The 17,163-nt window shown below is 73.3% G+C and carries 15 protein-coding genes; 7 read left to right on the top strand and 8 right to left on the bottom strand.

The window, feature by feature from the left end; translation table 11 throughout:
• Positions 1-119: 119 nt before the first annotated feature.
• The 7 genes from KIK08_RS14525 (at position 120) to KIK08_RS14495 (ending at position 8,564) form a co-directional block, all read left to right on the top strand.
• Positions 120-1,631 carry a rhamnulokinase gene (locus tag KIK08_RS14525; RefSeq protein WP_214403658.1) on the top strand — a complete coding sequence of 504 codons (1,512 nt, stop codon included), beginning with the start codon at positions 120-122 and terminating at the stop codon, positions 1,629-1,631.
• A gap of 103 nt (positions 1,632-1,734) precedes the next feature.
• Positions 1,735-2,544 (top strand): DeoR/GlpR family DNA-binding transcription regulator, encoded by an 810-nt coding sequence (locus KIK08_RS14520; protein WP_214403657.1) that lies wholly within the window; start codon positions 1,735-1,737, stop codon positions 2,542-2,544.
• Positions 2,545-2,809: 265 nt separating this feature from the next.
• Positions 2,810-3,880 (top strand): ABC transporter substrate-binding protein, encoded by a 1,071-nt coding sequence (locus tag KIK08_RS14515; protein ID WP_308257636.1) that lies wholly within the window; start codon positions 2,810-2,812, stop codon positions 3,878-3,880.
• 171 nt (positions 3,881-4,051) lie between these two features.
• Positions 4,052-5,581, top strand: a complete 1,530-nt coding sequence (locus KIK08_RS14510) for a sugar ABC transporter ATP-binding protein (RefSeq protein ID WP_308257638.1) — start codon at positions 4,052-4,054, stop codon at positions 5,579-5,581.
• Positions 5,574-6,539 (top strand): ABC transporter permease, encoded by a 966-nt coding sequence (locus KIK08_RS14505; protein ID WP_214403655.1) that lies wholly within the window; start codon positions 5,574-5,576, stop codon positions 6,537-6,539. The genes KIK08_RS14510 and KIK08_RS14505 overlap by 8 nt, the downstream gene beginning before the upstream one ends.
• Positions 6,536-7,540 carry an ABC transporter permease gene (locus KIK08_RS14500; RefSeq protein ID WP_214403654.1) on the top strand — a complete coding sequence of 335 codons (1,005 nt, stop codon included), beginning with the start codon at positions 6,536-6,538 and terminating at the stop codon, positions 7,538-7,540. The genes KIK08_RS14505 and KIK08_RS14500 overlap by 4 nt, the downstream gene beginning before the upstream one ends.
• Before the next feature lie 28 nt (positions 7,541-7,568).
• Positions 7,569-8,564: a Gfo/Idh/MocA family protein gene (locus KIK08_RS14495; protein WP_214403653.1), complete on the top strand. Its 996-nt coding sequence runs from the start codon at positions 7,569-7,571 to the stop codon at positions 8,562-8,564.
• Between the two features lie 107 nt (positions 8,565-8,671).
• Here KIK08_RS14495 and KIK08_RS14490 read toward each other — a convergent pair whose 3' ends face one another.
• The 8 genes from KIK08_RS14490 to KIK08_RS14455 all read right to left on the bottom strand — a co-directional run bounded on the left by KIK08_RS14490 (position 8,672) and on the right by KIK08_RS14455 (position 16,932).
• The gene (locus KIK08_RS14490) at positions 8,672-9,847 is read right to left on the bottom strand and encodes a tryptophan 2,3-dioxygenase family protein (RefSeq protein WP_214403652.1); all 1,176 of its coding nucleotides are present in this window, start codon (positions 9,845-9,847) and stop codon (positions 8,672-8,674) included.
• A 142-nt stretch (positions 9,848-9,989) separates the two neighbouring features.
• Positions 9,990-10,475: a nitroreductase family deazaflavin-dependent oxidoreductase gene (locus KIK08_RS14485; protein ID WP_250557011.1), complete on the bottom strand. Its 486-nt coding sequence runs from the start codon at positions 10,473-10,475 to the stop codon at positions 9,990-9,992.
• 69 nt (positions 10,476-10,544) lie between these two features.
• The gene (locus KIK08_RS14480) at positions 10,545-11,798 is read right to left on the bottom strand and encodes an ABC transporter substrate-binding protein (protein WP_214403651.1); all 1,254 of its coding nucleotides are present in this window, start codon (positions 11,796-11,798) and stop codon (positions 10,545-10,547) included.
• Positions 11,795-12,859 carry a branched-chain amino acid ABC transporter permease gene (locus KIK08_RS14475; protein ID WP_214403650.1) on the bottom strand — a complete coding sequence of 355 codons (1,065 nt, stop codon included), beginning with the start codon at positions 12,857-12,859 and terminating at the stop codon, positions 11,795-11,797. Before KIK08_RS14475 ends, KIK08_RS14480 begins: the two co-directional genes overlap by 4 nt.
• 14 nt (positions 12,860-12,873) lie before the next feature.
• Complete coding sequence (locus KIK08_RS14470) at positions 12,874-13,755, bottom strand: branched-chain amino acid ABC transporter permease (RefSeq protein ID WP_214403649.1); 882 nt, start codon at positions 13,753-13,755, stop codon at positions 12,874-12,876.
• A 1-nt stretch (position 13,756) separates the two neighbouring features.
• A complete protein-coding gene (locus KIK08_RS14465; RefSeq protein WP_214403648.1) occupies positions 13,757-14,467 on the bottom strand; it encodes an ABC transporter ATP-binding protein in 711 nt (236 codons plus the stop codon).
• A complete protein-coding gene (locus KIK08_RS14460; RefSeq protein ID WP_214403647.1) occupies positions 14,454-15,236 on the bottom strand; it encodes an ABC transporter ATP-binding protein in 783 nt (260 codons plus the stop codon). Before KIK08_RS14460 ends, KIK08_RS14465 begins: the two co-directional genes overlap by 14 nt.
• Before the next feature lie 334 nt (positions 15,237-15,570).
• Positions 15,571-16,932, bottom strand: coding sequence for an aminomethyl transferase family protein (locus tag KIK08_RS14455; RefSeq protein ID WP_214403646.1), 1,362 nt, complete (start codon positions 16,930-16,932; stop codon positions 15,571-15,573).
• Between the last annotated feature and the right edge of the window lie 231 nt (positions 16,933-17,163).

The raw sequence follows: 17,163 nt of genomic DNA, 5'->3' as shown, positions 1-17,163 counted from the left end.
TCGCCCCCACCGTCTCCGCCGCGCGCCCTCTGCGGCCGACCGATCGTCCGGGAGACCGGACCGTTCCTCCGGGCGCGGCTCGGCCACCACGGTCGGCACGACCCTCCTAGGCTGTCCCCGTGCCCGCCTACCTGGCCGTCGACCTCGGCGCCGAGAGCGGGCGGGTGCTCCGCGGCGACTTCGACGGCGCGCGGCTCGTCGTCGAGGAGGTGCACCGCTTCCCGAACACCCCGGTCCGCGGTCCCGACGACCTGTGCTGGGACTTCGACGCGCTCCTCCGGGCGGTCGTGGAGGGGATCGCCCGCGGGGCGGGCGCCGACGTGCGCAGCGTCGGGGTGGACGCGTGGGGCAACGACTTCGGGCTCCTCGACGCCCGCGGCGACCTGGTCGCCCCGCCGTGGCACCACCGCACCCCGCGGACGGCCGACGCCGTCGCGCGGCTGCTGGGGCGGGTGGACGCCGACGAGGTCTACGCGATCACCGGCACCCAGTTCCTGCCCATCACGACGGCCTGCCAGCTGCTGGCGATGCGCGGTTCCCCCGCGCTGGCCAGAGCGGAAGCGCTGGCCACGATCCCGGACCTGGTCGCGGCCCGGTTGAGCGGCGTGCGGGTGACCGAGCGGACGATCGCCAGCACCGGCCAGCTCTGGGACATCCGCCGCGGCCGGTGGGCGAGCGGCCTGATCGAACGGCTCGGGCTGGACGGCGGGCTGTTCGACGCGGAGGTCGTCGACCCGGCGACCCCGTTGGGGCCACTGACCGGCGAGGTGGCCCGGCAGGTGGACGCGCCGGCGCCGCCGGGCGTGGTCGCGGTGGCGGGCCACGACACCGCCAGCGCGGTGGCCGCGGTGCCGGCCGGCGACGACCTCGGCCCCGACGGGCTGTTCGGGTACGTGTCGTGCGGGACGTGGTCGCTGGTCGGCCTGGAGGTCCCGCACCCGATCACCACGCCGCGGGCCCGCCGCGCGCGGTTCACCAACGAGGCCGGGGTGGCCGGCACCGTCCGGTTCCTGAGCAACGTCAACGGGTTGTGGCTGCTGCAGGAGTGCCGCCGGGCCTGGCGGACCAACGGGGCCGGGCCGAGCTACCCGGAGCTGACCGAGCTGGCCGGTCGGGCGCCGGCGTGGCGCAGCCTCGTCGACCCGGACGACCCGTCGCTGCTCGGCGCGGGCGACATGCCGGGCCGCATCGCGCGGCTGTGCCGGGCGACCGGCGAGCCGGTGCCGCGCGACCGCGGCGAGTTCGTCCGCTGCGTCCTGGACAGCCTGGCCTGCAAGTACCGGTGGGTGCTCGACCGCGCCGCCGAGCTGGTCGGGCGCCCGGTGCCGGTGGTGCACCTGGTGGGCGGGGGCGCGGCCAACGCGCTGCTGTGCCGGCTGACCGCCGACACCTGCGGGCGGCCGGTGGTGGCGGGCCCGCTGGAGGCGACGGGGGTGGGGAACCTGCTGGTCCAGGCCGTGGCCGACGGGCAGCTCGACGGTGTGGCCGACATCCGGGAGGTGGTGCGGGCGTCGTTCCGGCCGCGCACCTACCATCCCGGCGTGCACCCCGCCGCTCTCGACGACGCCTGCGGTCGCTTCGGGCTGCTGGTCGAGCGCGGGGCGGCCGCAGCGGCGGACGCCATCGGGTGACACGTAGTGATATGTTCTACCAAGTTCTGCTAGAAGATGGGGGCGAGCTCGTGCCCCGTCACCCCGAACCGCCCGGATGGTCCCCGATGCCGAACGCCCGACGATGCTGATCGCCGAACGCCGCCGCCGCATCCTCGACCACGTCCGCCTGCGCGGGTACGCGTCCTTCCGGGACCTGGCCGAGGTGGTCGGCATCTCCGAGTCCACCGTCCGCCGCGACCTGCGGGCACTGGCGGCCGAGGGCCTGCTCACGACCACCCGCGGCGGCGCGGGCCGGTCGGGCTCGACCGACCTCTCCCCCGAACCGCGGGACCGGCCCGAGCCGATCGCCACCACCGGCGGACCGGCCGACGGCGACGACCCGGTGGCCGCGGCGCGGGAGGCGATCGCCGCCCGGGCCGCCGCGCTGGTCGAGCCGGGCAGCGCCGTGCTGCTGGGGCCGGGCCGCTCGACCCACCGGATGGCCGCCCGGCTGACCGGGGTCGAGCAGCTCACGGTGGTCACGAACTCGGTCCCGGTGACCACCGCCCTGCTGGGCGCCGAGCAGGTGGAGCTGGTGATGGTGGGCGGCACGCTGCGCCGCTCCATCAACGCGTTCGTCGGGCCGCTGACCGAGTCCAGCCTGCAGGGCCTGCGCGGGTCCCAGGTGTTCCTCTCCGGCGAGGGCGTCACCGTCGAGCGCGGGCTGACCACGCCGAACGTGTTCGCGGCCGCCACCGACGCCGCCCTGGTGGCCGCGGCGCAGCGGGTCGTGGTGCTGGCCGACCACACCAAGATCGGCCGCGACACGATGTGCCAGACCGTGCCGACCGCCCGGATGGACGTCCTGGTGACCGACGCGGCCGCCGATCCGCTGGTCCTCGACGCGCTGACCGCGGCCGGGGTGCGCGTGTTGGTCGCCGACCCGGCCTGAGCCCCGGTCGCACCGTTCTGCGCCGTCCTGCCACATATTTCCAGGTATTGACAGATCCTGGCTGAATCCCACTATCCTTCTGGCATCAGCTCTCACTACTGATCAGAACTTGGCAGCATCGCGGCGCCATGGCGGGCTCTCCCGTCGACCCCGGGCTGCCGAAGCAGCGGTGGTCCAGGTCGATCCAGCGTCGAGTCCGCCAGTGAAGGGAGTGCCGCCGGTGTACCAGTCGCAGCGGCCCACAGCCAGCACAGCACGAACCCCCGTGGCGAGCACCCGGGTCGCCGCGGTCGCCGCGGCCCTGCTCCTGCTCACCGTCGCCGCCTGCACGAAGGCGGCAGAGCCCCCGGCGGCGGCCGCTGCGGGCGGCGCCGGGGCCGACCAGCAGGTCCGGTCGACCACGGGCGCGAGCGGCGCGTGCACCGCCGAGACCTACAACGGCGGCGTGCCGAAGCTCGACCTGGCCACGATCACGGTCGGCTTCGCCCAGTCGGAGAAGGAAGCCAACCCGTTCCGGATCACCGAGACCGAGTCGATCAAGCAGGAGGCCGCCGCCCGCGGCATCGACCTCATCACCACCAACGCCCAGTCCGATCTCAACAAGGAGATCGCCGACATCCAGTCCATGATCGCCCAGGGCGCCCAGGCGCTGATCATCTCGCCGCTGAACTCCGAGGGCCTCGACCCCGCGCTCGAGGCCGCGAAGGACGCCGGCGTCCCGATCATGACCATCGACCGGTTGTTGACCTCCAAGACGCCGTGCGTCGACTACATCGGCTGGATCGGCTCGGACTTCGTGGAGCAGGGCGAGCGGGCCGCGGACGCGATGATCGAGGCGACCGGTGGGCAGGGCCAGGTGGCGATCCTGCTCGGCGCCTCCGGGGTGAACGTCACCGTCGACCGCACCAAGGGCTTCAAGGACCGGCTCGCCGCCACCGGGTCGGCGCTGCAGGTCGTCGCCGAGCAGACCGCCGACTTCACCCGCGAACGCGGCCGCTCGGTCACCGAGCAGCTGATCTCGGCCAACCCCGGCATCACCGCGATCTACGCCGAGAACGACGAGATGGCGCTCGGCGCGGTCGCCGCGCTCAAGGCCGCCGGCAAGCAGCCGGGCGAGGTCACGATCATCACCATCGACGGGACCCGCGGCGCCGTGCAGGGCATCGTCGACGGCTGGATCGCCGGGGTCATCGAGTCCAACCCGCGCTTCGGCCCGCTGGCCTTCCAGGCGCTGGAGGACTTCTACAGCGGCGCGGGCGTGCCCGCCACGACGATCATCTCCGACAAGGAGTACACGCCGGAGAACGCGGCCGCCGAGCTGGCCAACGCCTACTGAGGCCGCCGCTCGCACCCCGATCCGCCGGTCCGCGCCGACCCACCGGGCGCGGACCGGCACTCCCGAGCCGAAGGGACCCCGCACGTGGCCGAACACGCGGCCGCCCCGCCGCCCGGCGGCGACTCCCCCGACTCCCCCGACCGACCCGCGAACGGCACCCCGACGATCGAGGTGACCGACGTGTCGAAGCACTTCGGCGGCATCGCCGCGCTCGACCGGGTCTCGCTGACGCTGCTGGCCGGCGAGGTGCACGCGCTCGTCGGCGAGAACGGGGCCGGCAAGTCCACCCTCATCAAGATCATCACCGGGGTGCACCCGCCCGACGGGGGCAGCCTGCGCCACCGCGGAGCCGAGGTCAGCTTCGGCGGGCCGCGCGACGCGCAGGCCGCCGGCATCAGCACCATCTACCAGGAGCTGAACCTGGTGCCGCAGATGAGCGTGGCACGCAACCTGTTCCTCGGCCGCGAACCCCGCGGCCGGCTCGGCCTGATCGACACCGCCGGCATGCACCGCGCGGCCCGCCAGGTGCTGGGCCGCTACGGCGTGGCGGTCGACGTCCGCCGCCCCCTCGGCGAGCTCGGGCTGGGCGTGCAGCAGATGGTGGCGATGGCCCGGGCCGTGGCCACGACCGGGCGCGGCGCGTCGGTCGTGGTCATGGACGAGCCGACGTCCTCGCTCGAACCCCGCGAGGTCGACCGGCTCGCCGAGGTGATCGACGTGCTGCGCGCCGACGGCGTCGCCGTGCTCTACGTCAGCCACCGCCTCGACGAGGTCTTCCGCCTCGCCCAGCGGGTGACCGTGCTGCGCGACGGCAGGCGCGTGCACACCGGCCCGGTGGCCGCGACCGACCGCCTCGGCCTGGTCGCGATGATGCTCGGCCGGCGGGTCGACGAGGTCCGCGCCCACGGCCGCACCCGCTTCGGCGAGGCGCACACCGGCCGCGCGGGCGAGCCGGTCCTGCGCGCGAGCGGTCTGACCCGCCGCCACGCCCTGTCCGGGGTGGACCTGGAGGTGCACGCCGGCGAGGTGGTCGGCCTGGCGGGCCTGCTCGGTTCCGGGCGCAGCGAGACCGCGCGCGCCGTCTTCGGCGTGGACCCGCTCGACTCCGGGTCGATCAGCGTCGCCGGCGCGACCGCGCGCCGCTGGTCGCCGGCCGCCGCCATCGCCGCCGGCATCGGCCTGGTCTCGGAGGACCGCAAGGCCGAGGGGATCATCGCCGACCTCTCCGTGCGCGACAACATCGTGCTGGCCGCGCTGCCCCGGCTGACCAGAGCCGGCTTCGTCTCCGACCGGCGCTGCGACGAGGTCGTCGAGGTGTTCGTGCGCCGGCTGCGGATCAAGATCGCCGACCCCGACCAGCCCGTGCGCGACCTGTCGGGCGGCAACCAGCAGAAGGTGCTGCTGGCCAGGATGCTGTGCCTGCACCCGCGGGTGCTGCTGCTCGACGAGCCCACCCGCGGCATCGACGTCGGCGCGAAGGCCGAGATCCAGGCGCTGGTCGACGAACTGGCCGCGACCGGGCTCGGCGTCGTGCTGATCTCCTCGGAGCTGGAGGAGGTCGTCGAGGGCGCCAGCCGGGTCCTCGTGCTGCGCGACGGGCGCGTGGTCGACGTGCTGACCGGCGACGGGATCGGCGAGCACCAGATCATGAGCGCCATCGCCGGCGCGTCCGACGAGCCCGGACCGGCCGGCGATGGCTGACGCCGTCCGCGCCCCGGCGCCGCGGCCGCGGCCCGCCGCGCTGCGCCGCCTCTCCGACCACGGCGTGCACGTCGCCGTCGCCGTGCTGCTGGTCGGCAACCTGCTGTTCACCGCCAACTTCGCGACGCTGGCGAACCTGCGCCTGCAACTGGTGCAGGTGGTGCCGATCGCGATCGTGGCGCTCGGGATGGCCCTGGTCGTCGCGACGAGGGGCATCGACCTGTCGGTCGGGTCGGTGATGGCGCTGTCGGCCGCGGTGCTGCCGCTCTACCTCGGCTACGGGCCTGGGCCCGCGGTCGTCGTGGCGCTGGCCGTGGGCGGGCTCGTCGGCCTGGTCAACGGCGTCGCGGTGGCCGTCTTCGGCGTCCAGCCGATCATCGCCACGCTCGCGCTGCTGGTCGCCGGGCGGGCGCTGGCCCTCGTGCTGGCCGACGGGCGGCTGGTCGAGATCTTCGACCCCACCCTCGGCTGGATCGGCAACGGGTCCGCGGCGGGCGTCCCGGTCACGCTGCTGGTCACCGGCGCGCTCGGGGTCGTCGTCGCGGTGCTGGTGCGCCGGGCCGCCTTCGGCCGCCGGGTGGTCGCGATCGGCGGCAACCGCACCGCGGCCACCATGGCCGGGCTGCCGGTCCGGCGCACCCTGCTGGCCGTCTACGTGCTCTCCGGGCTGCTCGCGGCGGTGGCCGGGGTGGTCAACACCGCCCGGCTGGGCGCCAGCGACCCGTCCTTCGTCGGGCTGCTCATCGAGCTGAGCGCGATCACCGCCGTGGTCATCGGGGGCACGCCGCTGGCCGGCGGCCGGGTCCGGGTGCTGGGCACCCTGATGGGGGCGCTGCTCATGCAGCTGATCACCGCGACGATCATCCAGAACGACCTGCCGGACTCGGTGGCCCGGATGGTCCAGGCGGTCATCATCGTCGTCGCGGTCTTCATCCAGCGAGAGAGGGGCGGGTCGTGACCCGGGCCGGGTCGGCGCCTGCCGAGCACCGGGAACGGGCTGCCGCGCTGGTGCGCCGCGCCGGCGCGCCGCTCGCGCTGGCCGTCCTGCTGGTGGTGGGCACCGCGGCGTTCGGCGACGGCTTCGCGTCCGCGCGCAACGCCGGCAACATCGCACTGGACAGCTCCTACCTGGTGCTCATCGCCGTCGGGATGACCTTCGTGATCATCAGCGGTGGCATCGACCTGTCGGTCGGTTCGGTGTTCGCCCTGGCCGGCGTGCTGACCGCGTACGGGGCGCAATGGGGCTCGGTAGCCGCGGTCGCGCTCCCGCTGGTCGTCTGCGGGCTCATCGGACTGGCCAACGGCCTGCTGGTCGGCCGGGCCCGGATGGCGCCGTTCATCGTCACCCTCGCCGCGCTGCTGTTCGCCCGCGGGCTCGCCTTCGCCGCGTCCCAGGAGGGCAACCGGGTCCACCTCATCCCGGCCGACCTCGCGCTGACCCGGATCGGGCAGGCCCGCGTCCTGGGGGTGGGCGCTCCGGTGCTGGTCGCTCTCGTGGTGTTCGCGATCGGGCTGGTCGTGCTCAACCGCACCCGGTTCGGGCAGGCCGTCTACGCCATCGGCGGCAGCTCGGAGGGCGCCGAGCTGATGGGGCTGCCGGTGGCCCGGGTCAAGGCCTCGGTCTACGTGCTCAGCGCCCTGCTGGCGGCCGTGGCCGGCATCCTGGTCGCCGCCCAGACCTCCTCCGGCCTGCCCACCATCGGCGAGGGCCGCGAGCTGGAGGCCATCGCCGCGGTCGTCATCGGCGGGACGCTGCTCACCGGCGGCGCGGGCACGCTCGTCGGGACGCTCGTCGGCGTGCTGCTGCTCAAGGTCGTGCAGAACGTCATCAACCAGATCGGCACCCTCGACGCCTACTACCAGCAGCTGGCCAGCGGGGTGTTCCTGCTGGTCGTCGTGCTGGTGCAGGCCGGGCTCGCCCGGCGGCGCACCGGGGGCGGCAGGGGCGTACCGACGTGAGCGCCGAGCAGACGAGAGGGCCGAGCAGATGACGAACGCACGCACCCGGGTCGCGGTGGTCGGCACCGGCGCCTGGTGGGGCCGCCAGCACGCCATCGCGTTCTCCATCCGGACCGACGCCACCCTGTGCGCCGTGGTGGGCCGCACCCCCGAGCGCGCAGCGCAGCGGGCCGGCGAGTTCGACGTCCCGGGCTACACCGACATCGAGGAGATGCTCGACCGGGAACGCCCGGACCTGGTCTCGGTGTGCCTGCCCAACGAGGGCCACTTCGAGCCGACCCGGCAGATCATCCGCGCCGGGTTCCCGCTGCTGGTGGAGAAGCCGCTGGTGTTCGAGCTGGACCAGGCCGACGCGCTGATCGCCGAGGCCGCCGGGCGCGAGCTGTTCTTCGCGATCAACTTCAACCACCGCTACGCCCGGCCGGTGCGGCTGGCCGAGGCGGCGATCCGGGCGGGCGCGCTCGGCAGGCTGACCTTCGCCTGGTGGCGCTTCGGCGGCGAGCCGGGCACCAGCCGACACCCGCACGCCAACCTGATCGAGACCCAGTGCCACGGCCTCGACCTGCTCGAACACCTTTGCGGCCCGGTCGAGTCGGTCATGGGCCAGATGAGCGACGCCACCGGGCGCGGCTACTCGACCCTCACCGTGGCGCTGCGGTTCGCCGCCGGCGCCGTGGGCTCGCTGGTGGGCACCTACGACTCGTCCTACAGCTACCCCGGGGCGCACCTGCTGGAGGTCAACGGGCTGGACGGTCGGATCCTCGTGGAGGACACGGTGCGCCGCTACACCTACACGCCGGCCGGCGACGAGATGAGCCAGGTGTGGCAGGCCGGGTACTTCAACGACCGCGACCGCGACTTCCACGCCACCTTCGACCGCTACCTCGACGACCTGCTGCCGGCGTTCGTCGAGGGCCGCCCACCCCCGGTGCCGGCCACCGCGGGCCGGCGGGCGCTGCAACTGGCGCACGCCGTCATCGAGTCGCACGCCTGCGGCACCCGCGTGCCGACCCCGCTCCGATGAGCGCGCTCACCGGCGAACCATCGACACAGGGCCGCGCGCAGCCCCCACCGCGCGCGGAACGTCCCGCCACGCGGGCACCGCGGCAGATCATCGCCGGCTGAGCGCGGTCAGGCAGCGGACAGGTCGCCGAACAGCCGGTTGTCCATGCACCGGTCCAGGTACGGGACCCCCTCGGTGTACCCCGAGCCCGCGGCGGTCCCGAGCATCCGGCCGGCCACCCCGCGATGGGCGGCCTTCCAGCGCTGGTGGGCGCCCTCCAGCTCGGCGATGGCGGCACCGAGACCGTCCCAGCCCGTCGCTCCGGGTCGGCGGCTGTCGAGCACCGCCCGACTGAGGTCGTCCTGACCGGCGAGCACCTCGTCCCGCACGACCGGCACCCCGGCGAACGCGTCCGACCGCAACCGCGCCCGGGAGGGCGCCCCGCACGCCGCCTCGAACCGCTTGTACTGGTCGGACTGGATCGCGCTGGCCCCCTGGGTGAACTCGCGGAACGTGTGGAAGGTCGCCGCGCGCATGGTCGCCACGATCCGGAACAGCAGCGCCGCCCGGGCGAACACCTCGATCGCGTGCCGCAGCCGCGCCTCGGCGGCCTCCGGTGCCCCGGCCCGCACGGCCCGGGTGGCCGCGCGGACGTCGGCGACCAGGACGATGAAGGTCAGCTCGTGGCACTGCAGGGCACGGATGAAGAAGTACTCGTCGTGCAGGACGGACACCGGCAGCGCCGTCGCATCGAGCCACCGCGCCACCGCCCCGGTCGGCTCGCCGCCACCCGCGCCATCGGTCGAGCACAGCTCGACGAAGCGCCGGGCGTGCCGCAGCCGGGTGCGCAGGGTCCGGTCGTCGGGCCGGTCCGCACCGGTCGCCGCCAGCTCGAACCGGACGACGTCGGACATGAGCACCGCGGACAGCCGGTCGGGGTCCATCCCGGTCGTGGGGTCGTCGAGCATCGTCTCCAGCAGCGGCAGCGCCAGGTAGGTGCGGTTGTGGAACCGGCCGTCGTACTTGTCGAGGACGCAGTCGAGGAACGCCGCGAAGTAGGGGTCGGCAGGCGCCGGGTGGCGCAGTCCGTCCAACCGCACGAGCAGCGACTCGGGCAGGAAGTGCTTCCCGCGGCGCCGCACCACGTCGAGCACGCCGCGAGCCAGCCCCACCGGATCGGGCACGGCGGGCGCGGGCGACCGCGGGGTGGCGCGCCGATGGCCGACCGGCGCCGCCGTCCCGCCGGTCGGGGCGCAGGCGAACGGGCAGCCGCGCACCCCGGCCGCAGGTGTCGGTGCGTCCATGTCCGCCTCCCGGCTCCGTCGTGCCACGTGGGACGACAGATGGTGCGCGGACAGCGGACCCCGGCGCGATCTGCGGCGCGGGGGCACTTCGCTCACCGGTCGGCAGGCTTTTCTTCCCTTTCGGACAGCCCCTGAGCGGTAGTCACCCGGGCCGCCTGCGCAGCCCGACCAGCGGGAGCTGCTCGGCCAGGCGCCGTCGGGCGTCCGGCGTGCCGTCGTAGCGCCACCCCAGCAACCACGACAGCACCCGGCGCAGGACCGGACCGAGCGCACGGTGGCGCCGCTCGTAGTCCGCGAACACCCCGAGCGCCTCGTCGGTGCCGAGCACGCGGTGCTCGACCGGGAACGTCGCGCGGCCCACGGTGACCTCCACGGGTCCGCCGGCCTCGATGTTGCGCAACCAGTCCGCGCGCCGCCCGAACCCGGAGACGACGACGTACTCCGACACCGCCGGGTCGAACGCGACGACCTCCAGCACGGTCGCGTACCGCCGCCCGCTGCGCCGCCCCACGTGCACCAGCCGCAGGAACCGGCGGCCGAGCAGGAAGCCCCACCCGTGGCGGTACAACCGGTCCGGCACCCGGAACGCGGAGCGCAACCACCGCGGCATCGCCGGTGCACCGGTCATCGTCGTCCTCCCTCGCGCCGGCGCCGGCGGCCCCGGACGGCGGCACGCCGCCGGGGCCGTCGGGGGCCGTCAGCCCAGGGACTCGACCGTGTCGTAGCCCTTGCCGTTGTACTTCTGCACGACCACGGTCGGCACCGCGGGCTGGCCGCTCTCGGTGGTGGTCACCGCCGTGCCCGGCAGCATGAGCGGCGCCTCGAAGTTCTCGATCGAGCGCAGCGCCCGCATGAAGTCGTCCCGGGTCGGCTCGGTCATCGTGGTGAAGGCCTGCTCGAGCGTCGCGCCGACCATCCAGCTCCACTGGCAGTGCGGGAACGCCGGGGCGTCCGGGTAGTCGCCGTGCTCCTTCAGCGCGGCCAGGTACGTCTGCACGTCCTCGTCCCCGGCGAACGCGGGGCTGGCCGGCGCCTTCGCGAACGAGACCGAGTAGATGCCGGGGAACGCGGCGCCGCCACCCGGCTCGACGACCGCGCCCGGGCTGGAGGTGTTCGAGGGCAGGAACCAGCTCGGCAGCCAGTTCAGCTGCTGGGCCTTCTGCAGCGCGGAGACCACCAGCGGCACCAGCGACATCGCGTTGAAGATGACGTCGGCGCCGCTGGCGGAGAGCTGGGTGATCTGCGCGTCGACGGAGGTGTCGGTCGCCTCGTAGGTCAGCTCGTCGACGATCTCGATGTTGGCCGCGCCCTCGACGGCCGACTTGAAGCCCTCGACGTAGCCCGCGCCGTAGTCGTCGTTCTGCGAGAGGATCGCGACCTTGTGCGGCGCGCCGGAGGCCACGAGCAGCTTCCCGAACGCCTCGCCCTCGTTCTGGTAGATCGGCACGAAGCCGAGCTGCCACGGGCTCTCCTGCGTGTCGCTGAAGAGCGGATCACCGGTCATCACCAGCACCTGCGGCACCTCGTCGGCGATCGCCGCCTCGCGCCACGCGCGGTTGGTCGGCGTACCCAGGCCCGCGGTCATCGCGAAGACGTCGTCCTTGAGCGAGTCGTAGTTCGCCTTCGCCCGCTGCGGGTCGTACCCGTCGTCGAGTGCCTCGATCTCGACCGTGCGGGTCTTCCCGTCGCCGAACGCGACACCCCCCGCGGCGTTCTTCGCGCCGAAGTACGCCTTGACCCCGGCGACCGTGCAGGTACCCGGTCCGGCCGTGGAGCCGCTGAGCGGGGTGCTGATGCCGAGCCTGACGGTCGTGTCGGTGATGCCGGGGCTGGCCGCCGCGCCGGTGGCACCGTCACCGCCTCCTTCGCGGGAGCAGCCCGCGAACGTCAGTGCCAGGGTCGACGCCACGGCGATGACGAGCGCCTTGCGCGAGCGGAAGTGCCTGCTCATGGATGCCCTTGCCTCTCTGTCTCGGGTGTATCCGCCGCGCTTCCCGACTTCGTGGTCGCCGACGGCGTGATCAGTGGCGCGGGGTCGTGGCGGGCGCGGGAGCGCCGGCCACGGCCCAGCGGACGGGCGAGCGACGCGAGGCCGCCCGGGAGGACGAAGAGCACCACCAGCAGGACCGCGCCCTGCAGCAGCGCGGTGAGGCTGGGGTCGACGAGGTTCGTCAACTGCGGGACGAGCACGTAGTACGCGCCACCCAGGACCGAGCCCACGATGCTGGCCGCGCCCCCGATCACCATCGCGGCCAGCAGCTGGATCGAATGGCCGAAGCTCATGGTCTCCGGCGAGGTGTACTGGATGACGAGCATGTACAGGAACCCGCTCACGCCGCCGATCAGCGAGGCGAGGGTGAACGCCAGCACCTTGTAGCGGTAGGGCGAGATCCCCACCGAGGACGCCACGTTCTCGTTCTTCTTGACGATCCCGAGCACCCGGCCGTACTTGCCGCGCACGAGGTTGCGGGTCAGCAGGAAGACGGCGCCGCCGATGGCCAGCACCAGGTACAGCCGCCACTGGTCGTCGTAGAGGCCGCTCCACTCCGGCGCGTCGCCGAAGCGCGCGGACAGGCCCTGCGAGCCGCCGGTGAACTCGCTGAGGCGCTTGGCGAGCGGCACCCCGACGATGGGCAGCGCGACGGTCACCATCGCGATCGCCAGCCCACCCAGCCGGGCCGCGGCGAGGGCCACGAGCAGCCCCACGAAGGCGGGGATCAGGCAGGCGAGCACGAACACCACGACGATGTTCCAGTCGTTCGACACGCCGTAGGCCGTGACGTACGCGCCGAGGCCGAGGAAGAAGATCTGGCCGAGCGAGACCTGGCCGGCGTAGCCCATCACCACGTTCAGCCCCAGCACCGCGACGGCGAAGACGCCGATGCGGGCGATGGTCTCGTTCACCGACTCCGGGAACACCAGCGGCACCACGACGAGCACGACGACGAGGAGCAGCGGCCCGGCCCGGCGCAGCCACGAGCGCTGCCGGTCGGACAGGGCTGCGGTCGTCATGCGGGCACCGGCCATCACACGCGCACCACGGTCTTGCGGCCGAACAGGCCCTGGGGCCGGACGACGAGCACCACGAAGATGAGGATGAACGGCACGGCCACCTTGAGGTCGTAGCCGATGAGCGGGACGTACACCGCGGCGAGGTTCTCCAGGACGCCGATCATCCACGCCGCGACGACGACACCGATCGGGCTCGACAGACCGCCGAGGATCACCGCGGCCAGCGCGTACACCAGGGCGTTGTCCAGCATCCCCGGCGTCAGTGTCAGCTGCGGCGCGACCAGCGCGCCGGCGATGGCGCCCAGCGCCGCGGCGAGGCCCCAGCCGACCATGAGCAGCCGTTCGACGGGGAGGCCGGAGAACGCCGCGGACTGCGGGTTGATCGCGACCGCCCGCAGGGCCAGGCCGAGCTTCGTGCCGGCGAAGAGCGCCTGCAGCAGCAGCATCACCACGACGATCACGACGGTGGTCCCGATCGAGCGCTGGCTCACCGAGACCCCCAGGAACGTCACGGCGTCGAGCGAGAACAGCGAGGGGAACTGCTGGTTGTTGTAGGTGAAGAGCCACCCGCACACGCCGGTGATCAGGGTCAGCAGACCGATCGTGACGACGACGGCGGTGTCGGGGTCGCCCCGCTCGAACCGCCGCATCAGCCACCGCTCGACCACCGCGCCGAAGGCGAAGGACAGCAGGACCGACGCCGAGATGGCGAGCACGAGCGGGACACCGCGGCTCAACAGCCACCACGCGCTGTACGCCGCGAGCACGGCCATGCCGCCCTGGGCGAAGTTGATCAGGCCGGTGGCCTGGTGGACGAGCACGAGCGCCAGGGCGATCGCGGCGTAGACCGAGCCGGTCGAGAGCCCGTCGACGATGAGCTGGATGAAGGTCGCCACGTCAGCCTCCCAGGTAAGCGCGGCGGATCTCGTCCATTCCCCGGAGCTCGGCGGAGGTGCCGGTCAGCACGCTCCGCCCGGTCTCCAGGACCGTAGCGCTGTCGACGACGGTGAAGGCGAGGTTGGCGTTCTGCTCGACCACGACCATGGCGATGCCGGACTCGATGCGCAGCCGCCGGATCGCGTCGTAGACGGCCTTGGCGGTGGTCGGCGCCAGCCCGAGCGAGGCCTCGTCGAGCAGCAGCAGCCGCGGCTTGGACATGATCGCCCGACCCACCGCGAGCATCTGCTGCTCTCCCCCGGACAGCGCCGACGCGTTCGACCGGATGCGGTCCTGCAGGTTCGGGAACAGGTCCAGGCAGTACTCGATGTCGCTCTCGATCCCCTTGCGGTCCTTGCGCAGGTAGGCGCCCACCCGCAGGTTCTCGCGGACGGTCAGGTCGCCGAACGTGCCGCGTCCCTCCGGGACGTGGGCGATGCCGAGGGCGGCCACCTTGTCGGGCCGCCTGCCGCGGATGTCCTCGCCGTCGAACACGATGCGCCCGCCCGTCCGGACGGTGGCGCTGATCGCGCGGAGGGTCGTGGTCTTGCCGGCCCCGTTGGCCCCGAGGATGCCGACCGCACCGTTCTCCGGGACGCTCAGCGACACGCCGTCGAGCACCTGCACGGGGCCGTAGGACGCGGTGACGTCCTCGAGTTCAAGCAACGTCATCGGCGGCGTCCTTCCCGATGTAGGCCTCGATGACGCGGGGGTCGGACTGGGCCTGGGCGGCGGTCCCCTCCATGAGCTTGCGACCGTGGTCGAGCACGACGACACGGTCGGTGAGGGCGGCGATGAGGCCCATGTGGTGCTCGACGATGACGACCGTGATGTCGTCCTCCGCGCGCAGGCGCCGGACCGTCGCGATCAGGTTCTCCACCTCGGTGTGCGGAAGGCCGGCGGCGGGCTCGTCGAGCAGCAGCAGCCGCGGCTTCATGAGCAGGGCCCGGCACAGCTCGACGCCCTTGTGCAGGCCGTGCGACAGCTCGTCGGCCGGCAGGTGCGCGGCCCACGCGAGGCCGTTGCGCTCCAGCAGGGCGAGCGCCTCACCGCGGAACCGCTCCTCGGCGCGCCGGGTCCGCCGCGTGCGCACCGACCACGCCAGCGGCCCCCCGGGCAGCTGGGTGTGGGCGCCGAGCAGCACGTTCTCCAGCACCGTCTCCTGCAGCTGCAGCGCGGGGTGCTGGAACGTCCGGGCCAGGCCGTGGCGGGCCAGCGTCGCGGGGCGCGCCCCCTGCACCGGCGTGCCGTCGATGCGCACGGTCCCCGCGGTCGGCCGGTAGTGCCCGCTGATGCAGTTGAACAGCGACGTCTTGCCGGCGCCGTTGGGGCCGACCAGCCCGAAGATCTGGCCCGGCTCGACGGTGAAGCTCACCTCCTGCAGCACCTCGATGCCGCCGAACCGCAGACTCACGTCCTGCACGGCCAGCTCAGCTGCCATGAACTGCCTCCCGCGCCGTTGCGGCATCGTCTGTGTGCGGGCGCCGGCCCGACGGGGACATCTGTGGTCGGTGGCCGGCTCGCCAGGGCGATCCGACCGGGGTTGGGCTGGTTGGGCTGGTTGGGGTATCAGCCGCGGGGTCCGCTGTCCGGGACGACGACGCCGTGGCCCGTCGACGTCTGCGTTCGGACTCCGGCAGCGTAGAGCAGCGGACGCGTCCGGGACACGGGCATCCGTCGCCGTGCGCCGGCCGCTCCGGCTGCCCCGCATGCGTCACATGACGGCGAACCCGGGGCCTCCGCGGTGTCGTCCGGTGGTCCTCGGGCTCGGTCGGTCAGTTGCTCCGGTATTCGGCCCGCGCGAACCGCACGAACGGCACGGGAGCCACCGTCGCCCGGATCGGCCACACGCGGTGCTCCTCGACCTGCGGCTTCGCCGAGTTCGGCTGCTCCCCCCAGATCACCACGACCTCCGTCCCGGGGTCGGCGTGCTCCGCGGCGATCGTGGCCAGCGAGACCACCGCCCGCTCGTTGGCGATGTAGCCGCAGTCCAGCGAGATGCCGATCTGCTCGCCGGCCAGCAGGACCTTGTCCTCCTGGTGCAGCGCGTAGCGGATCTTCGGCAGGTCGAGGTACTTCGCGCCGGGGCCCTCGCCCAGCAGGGAACCCATGGCCGCGGTGACGTCGTCGTTGTTCCAGACCAGGGTGACCTTCGTGCGCGGCGGGTCCTGGGCCAGCCGCTCCAGGGCCGCGCGGCCGATGAAGTCGTGGTCGAACCTGACGGTGCGGTCGTAGCCGATGTCGTACGGGGTCAGGCAGTAGTCCTCGATGTCGTCGGAGTCCACGCTCCCGCCGATCGAGCCGGCGGCGCCGGCCGGCAGCCATTCGCGGTACTCGGCGAGCAGCGGGTCGTCGCCGTAGATCGCCGGGAGCGGGGCGGGCACCCAGCCCGACTCCAGGTTGGCCGTCGAGTACGCCTTGGCCCCCGCGCGGACCAGGCCGTGGTCCTCCCCCGCCGCCAGCAGCGCCGCCAGCACGTCCGCACCGTCGGCCCACGGCCCGAACAGCTCGAACCCGGGCCGGCCCGCCATGCCGTGGCGCAGCCCGCGCACCCGGTGCCCGGCGATGGTGAACTCCGCCATGGCGAAGAACTTCGTCTCCGGCAGCGGCGCGCCCGTGGCCTGTTCGAGCAGGGCCGCGGCCGTCGGGCCCTGGAGCTCGTAGCGGTAGAACGTGGGCGGGCCGGACGTGCGGACCGCGGAGTTGTCGTCGCGCTCGGCCGTGACGCGGTGGTCGCCGCGGTCGAGGTGGAACAGCACCCAGTCGATCACCATCGGGTGGCCGACGAGGTCGAACAGCTCGTCATCGAGGTGGAACAGGATTCCGTCGCCGATCAGCCGGCCGGCGGGGTTCACCGCGACGAACTGCTTCGCCCGGCCGACCCCGAAGTTCGCGAACGTGTTCACCGCCAGCCCGCTGAGCAGCTCGATCGCGTCCGGGCCGCGCAGGAACAGGTCGGTCATGTGGTGGGACTGGTCCAGCAGCGCGCAGGTCTCGGCCCACGCGCGCTGCTCGGAGCGCCAGTTGGTGAACTCGGGTGCGACGGGGAAGGTGTGGGCCGGCGCCGCGACGTTGCGCAGCAGCTCGACCGGGTTCCCGACGCGGGCGATGGCCGCCGCCAGACTCTCGGACGTCATGATCGCAGAACCCTTCCTCGGGCCGTGGTCGTCGGCACCGTAGGCGAGGTCGGTGCGGCAGCACCACCGGGCCGGCGAGCTGCCCGGGGTGATCGTCTACCCAGTGAGGTGATCTCAGCGAGTAGGTAAACGTCCGGGCGGGCGACACGGACATTCGGGATGATCTACGTGGTGCTGGTCAGGACGCGGGGTCCTCGATAGGCAGGTTCTCTCTCACAAGATCCACCACAA

Origin of the sequence: Pseudonocardia lacus (genome assembly GCF_018531445.1) — a bacterium.
Taxonomy (GTDB): Bacteria; Actinomycetota; Actinomycetes; order Mycobacteriales; family Pseudonocardiaceae; genus Pseudonocardia; species Pseudonocardia lacus.
This window is presented reverse-complemented; position numbering and strand designations above follow the sequence as displayed.

What these genes read in the sequence shown, in the direction of transcription:
- KIK08_RS14490 (WP_214403652.1), bottom strand. Translation starts at nt 9,847, where the DNA reads ATGGACGCACCGACACCTGCGGCCGGGGTGCGCGGCTGCCCGTTCGCC.
- KIK08_RS14455 (WP_214403646.1), bottom strand. Translation starts at nt 16,932, where the DNA reads ATGACGTCCGAGAGTCTGGCGGCGGCCATCGCCCGCGTCGGGAACCCG.
- KIK08_RS14485 (WP_250557011.1), bottom strand. Translation starts at nt 10,475, where the DNA reads ATGACCGGTGCACCGGCGATGCCGCGGTGGTTGCGCTCCGCGTTCCGG.
- KIK08_RS14520 (WP_214403657.1), top strand. Translation starts at nt 1,735, where the DNA reads ATGCTGATCGCCGAACGCCGCCGCCGCATCCTCGACCACGTCCGCCTG.
- KIK08_RS14460 (WP_214403647.1), bottom strand. Translation starts at nt 15,236, where the DNA reads ATGGCAGCTGAGCTGGCCGTGCAGGACGTGAGTCTGCGGTTCGGCGGC.
- KIK08_RS14480 (WP_214403651.1), bottom strand. Translation starts at nt 11,798, where the DNA reads ATGAGCAGGCACTTCCGCTCGCGCAAGGCGCTCGTCATCGCCGTGGCG.
- KIK08_RS14465 (WP_214403648.1), bottom strand. Translation starts at nt 14,467, where the DNA reads ATGACGTTGCTTGAACTCGAGGACGTCACCGCGTCCTACGGCCCCGTG.
- KIK08_RS14495 (WP_214403653.1), top strand. Translation starts at nt 7,569, where the DNA reads ATGACGAACGCACGCACCCGGGTCGCGGTGGTCGGCACCGGCGCCTGG.
- KIK08_RS14505 (WP_214403655.1), top strand. Translation starts at nt 5,574, where the DNA reads ATGGCTGACGCCGTCCGCGCCCCGGCGCCGCGGCCGCGGCCCGCCGCG.
- KIK08_RS14475 (WP_214403650.1), bottom strand. Translation starts at nt 12,859, where the DNA reads ATGACGACCGCAGCCCTGTCCGACCGGCAGCGCTCGTGGCTGCGCCGG.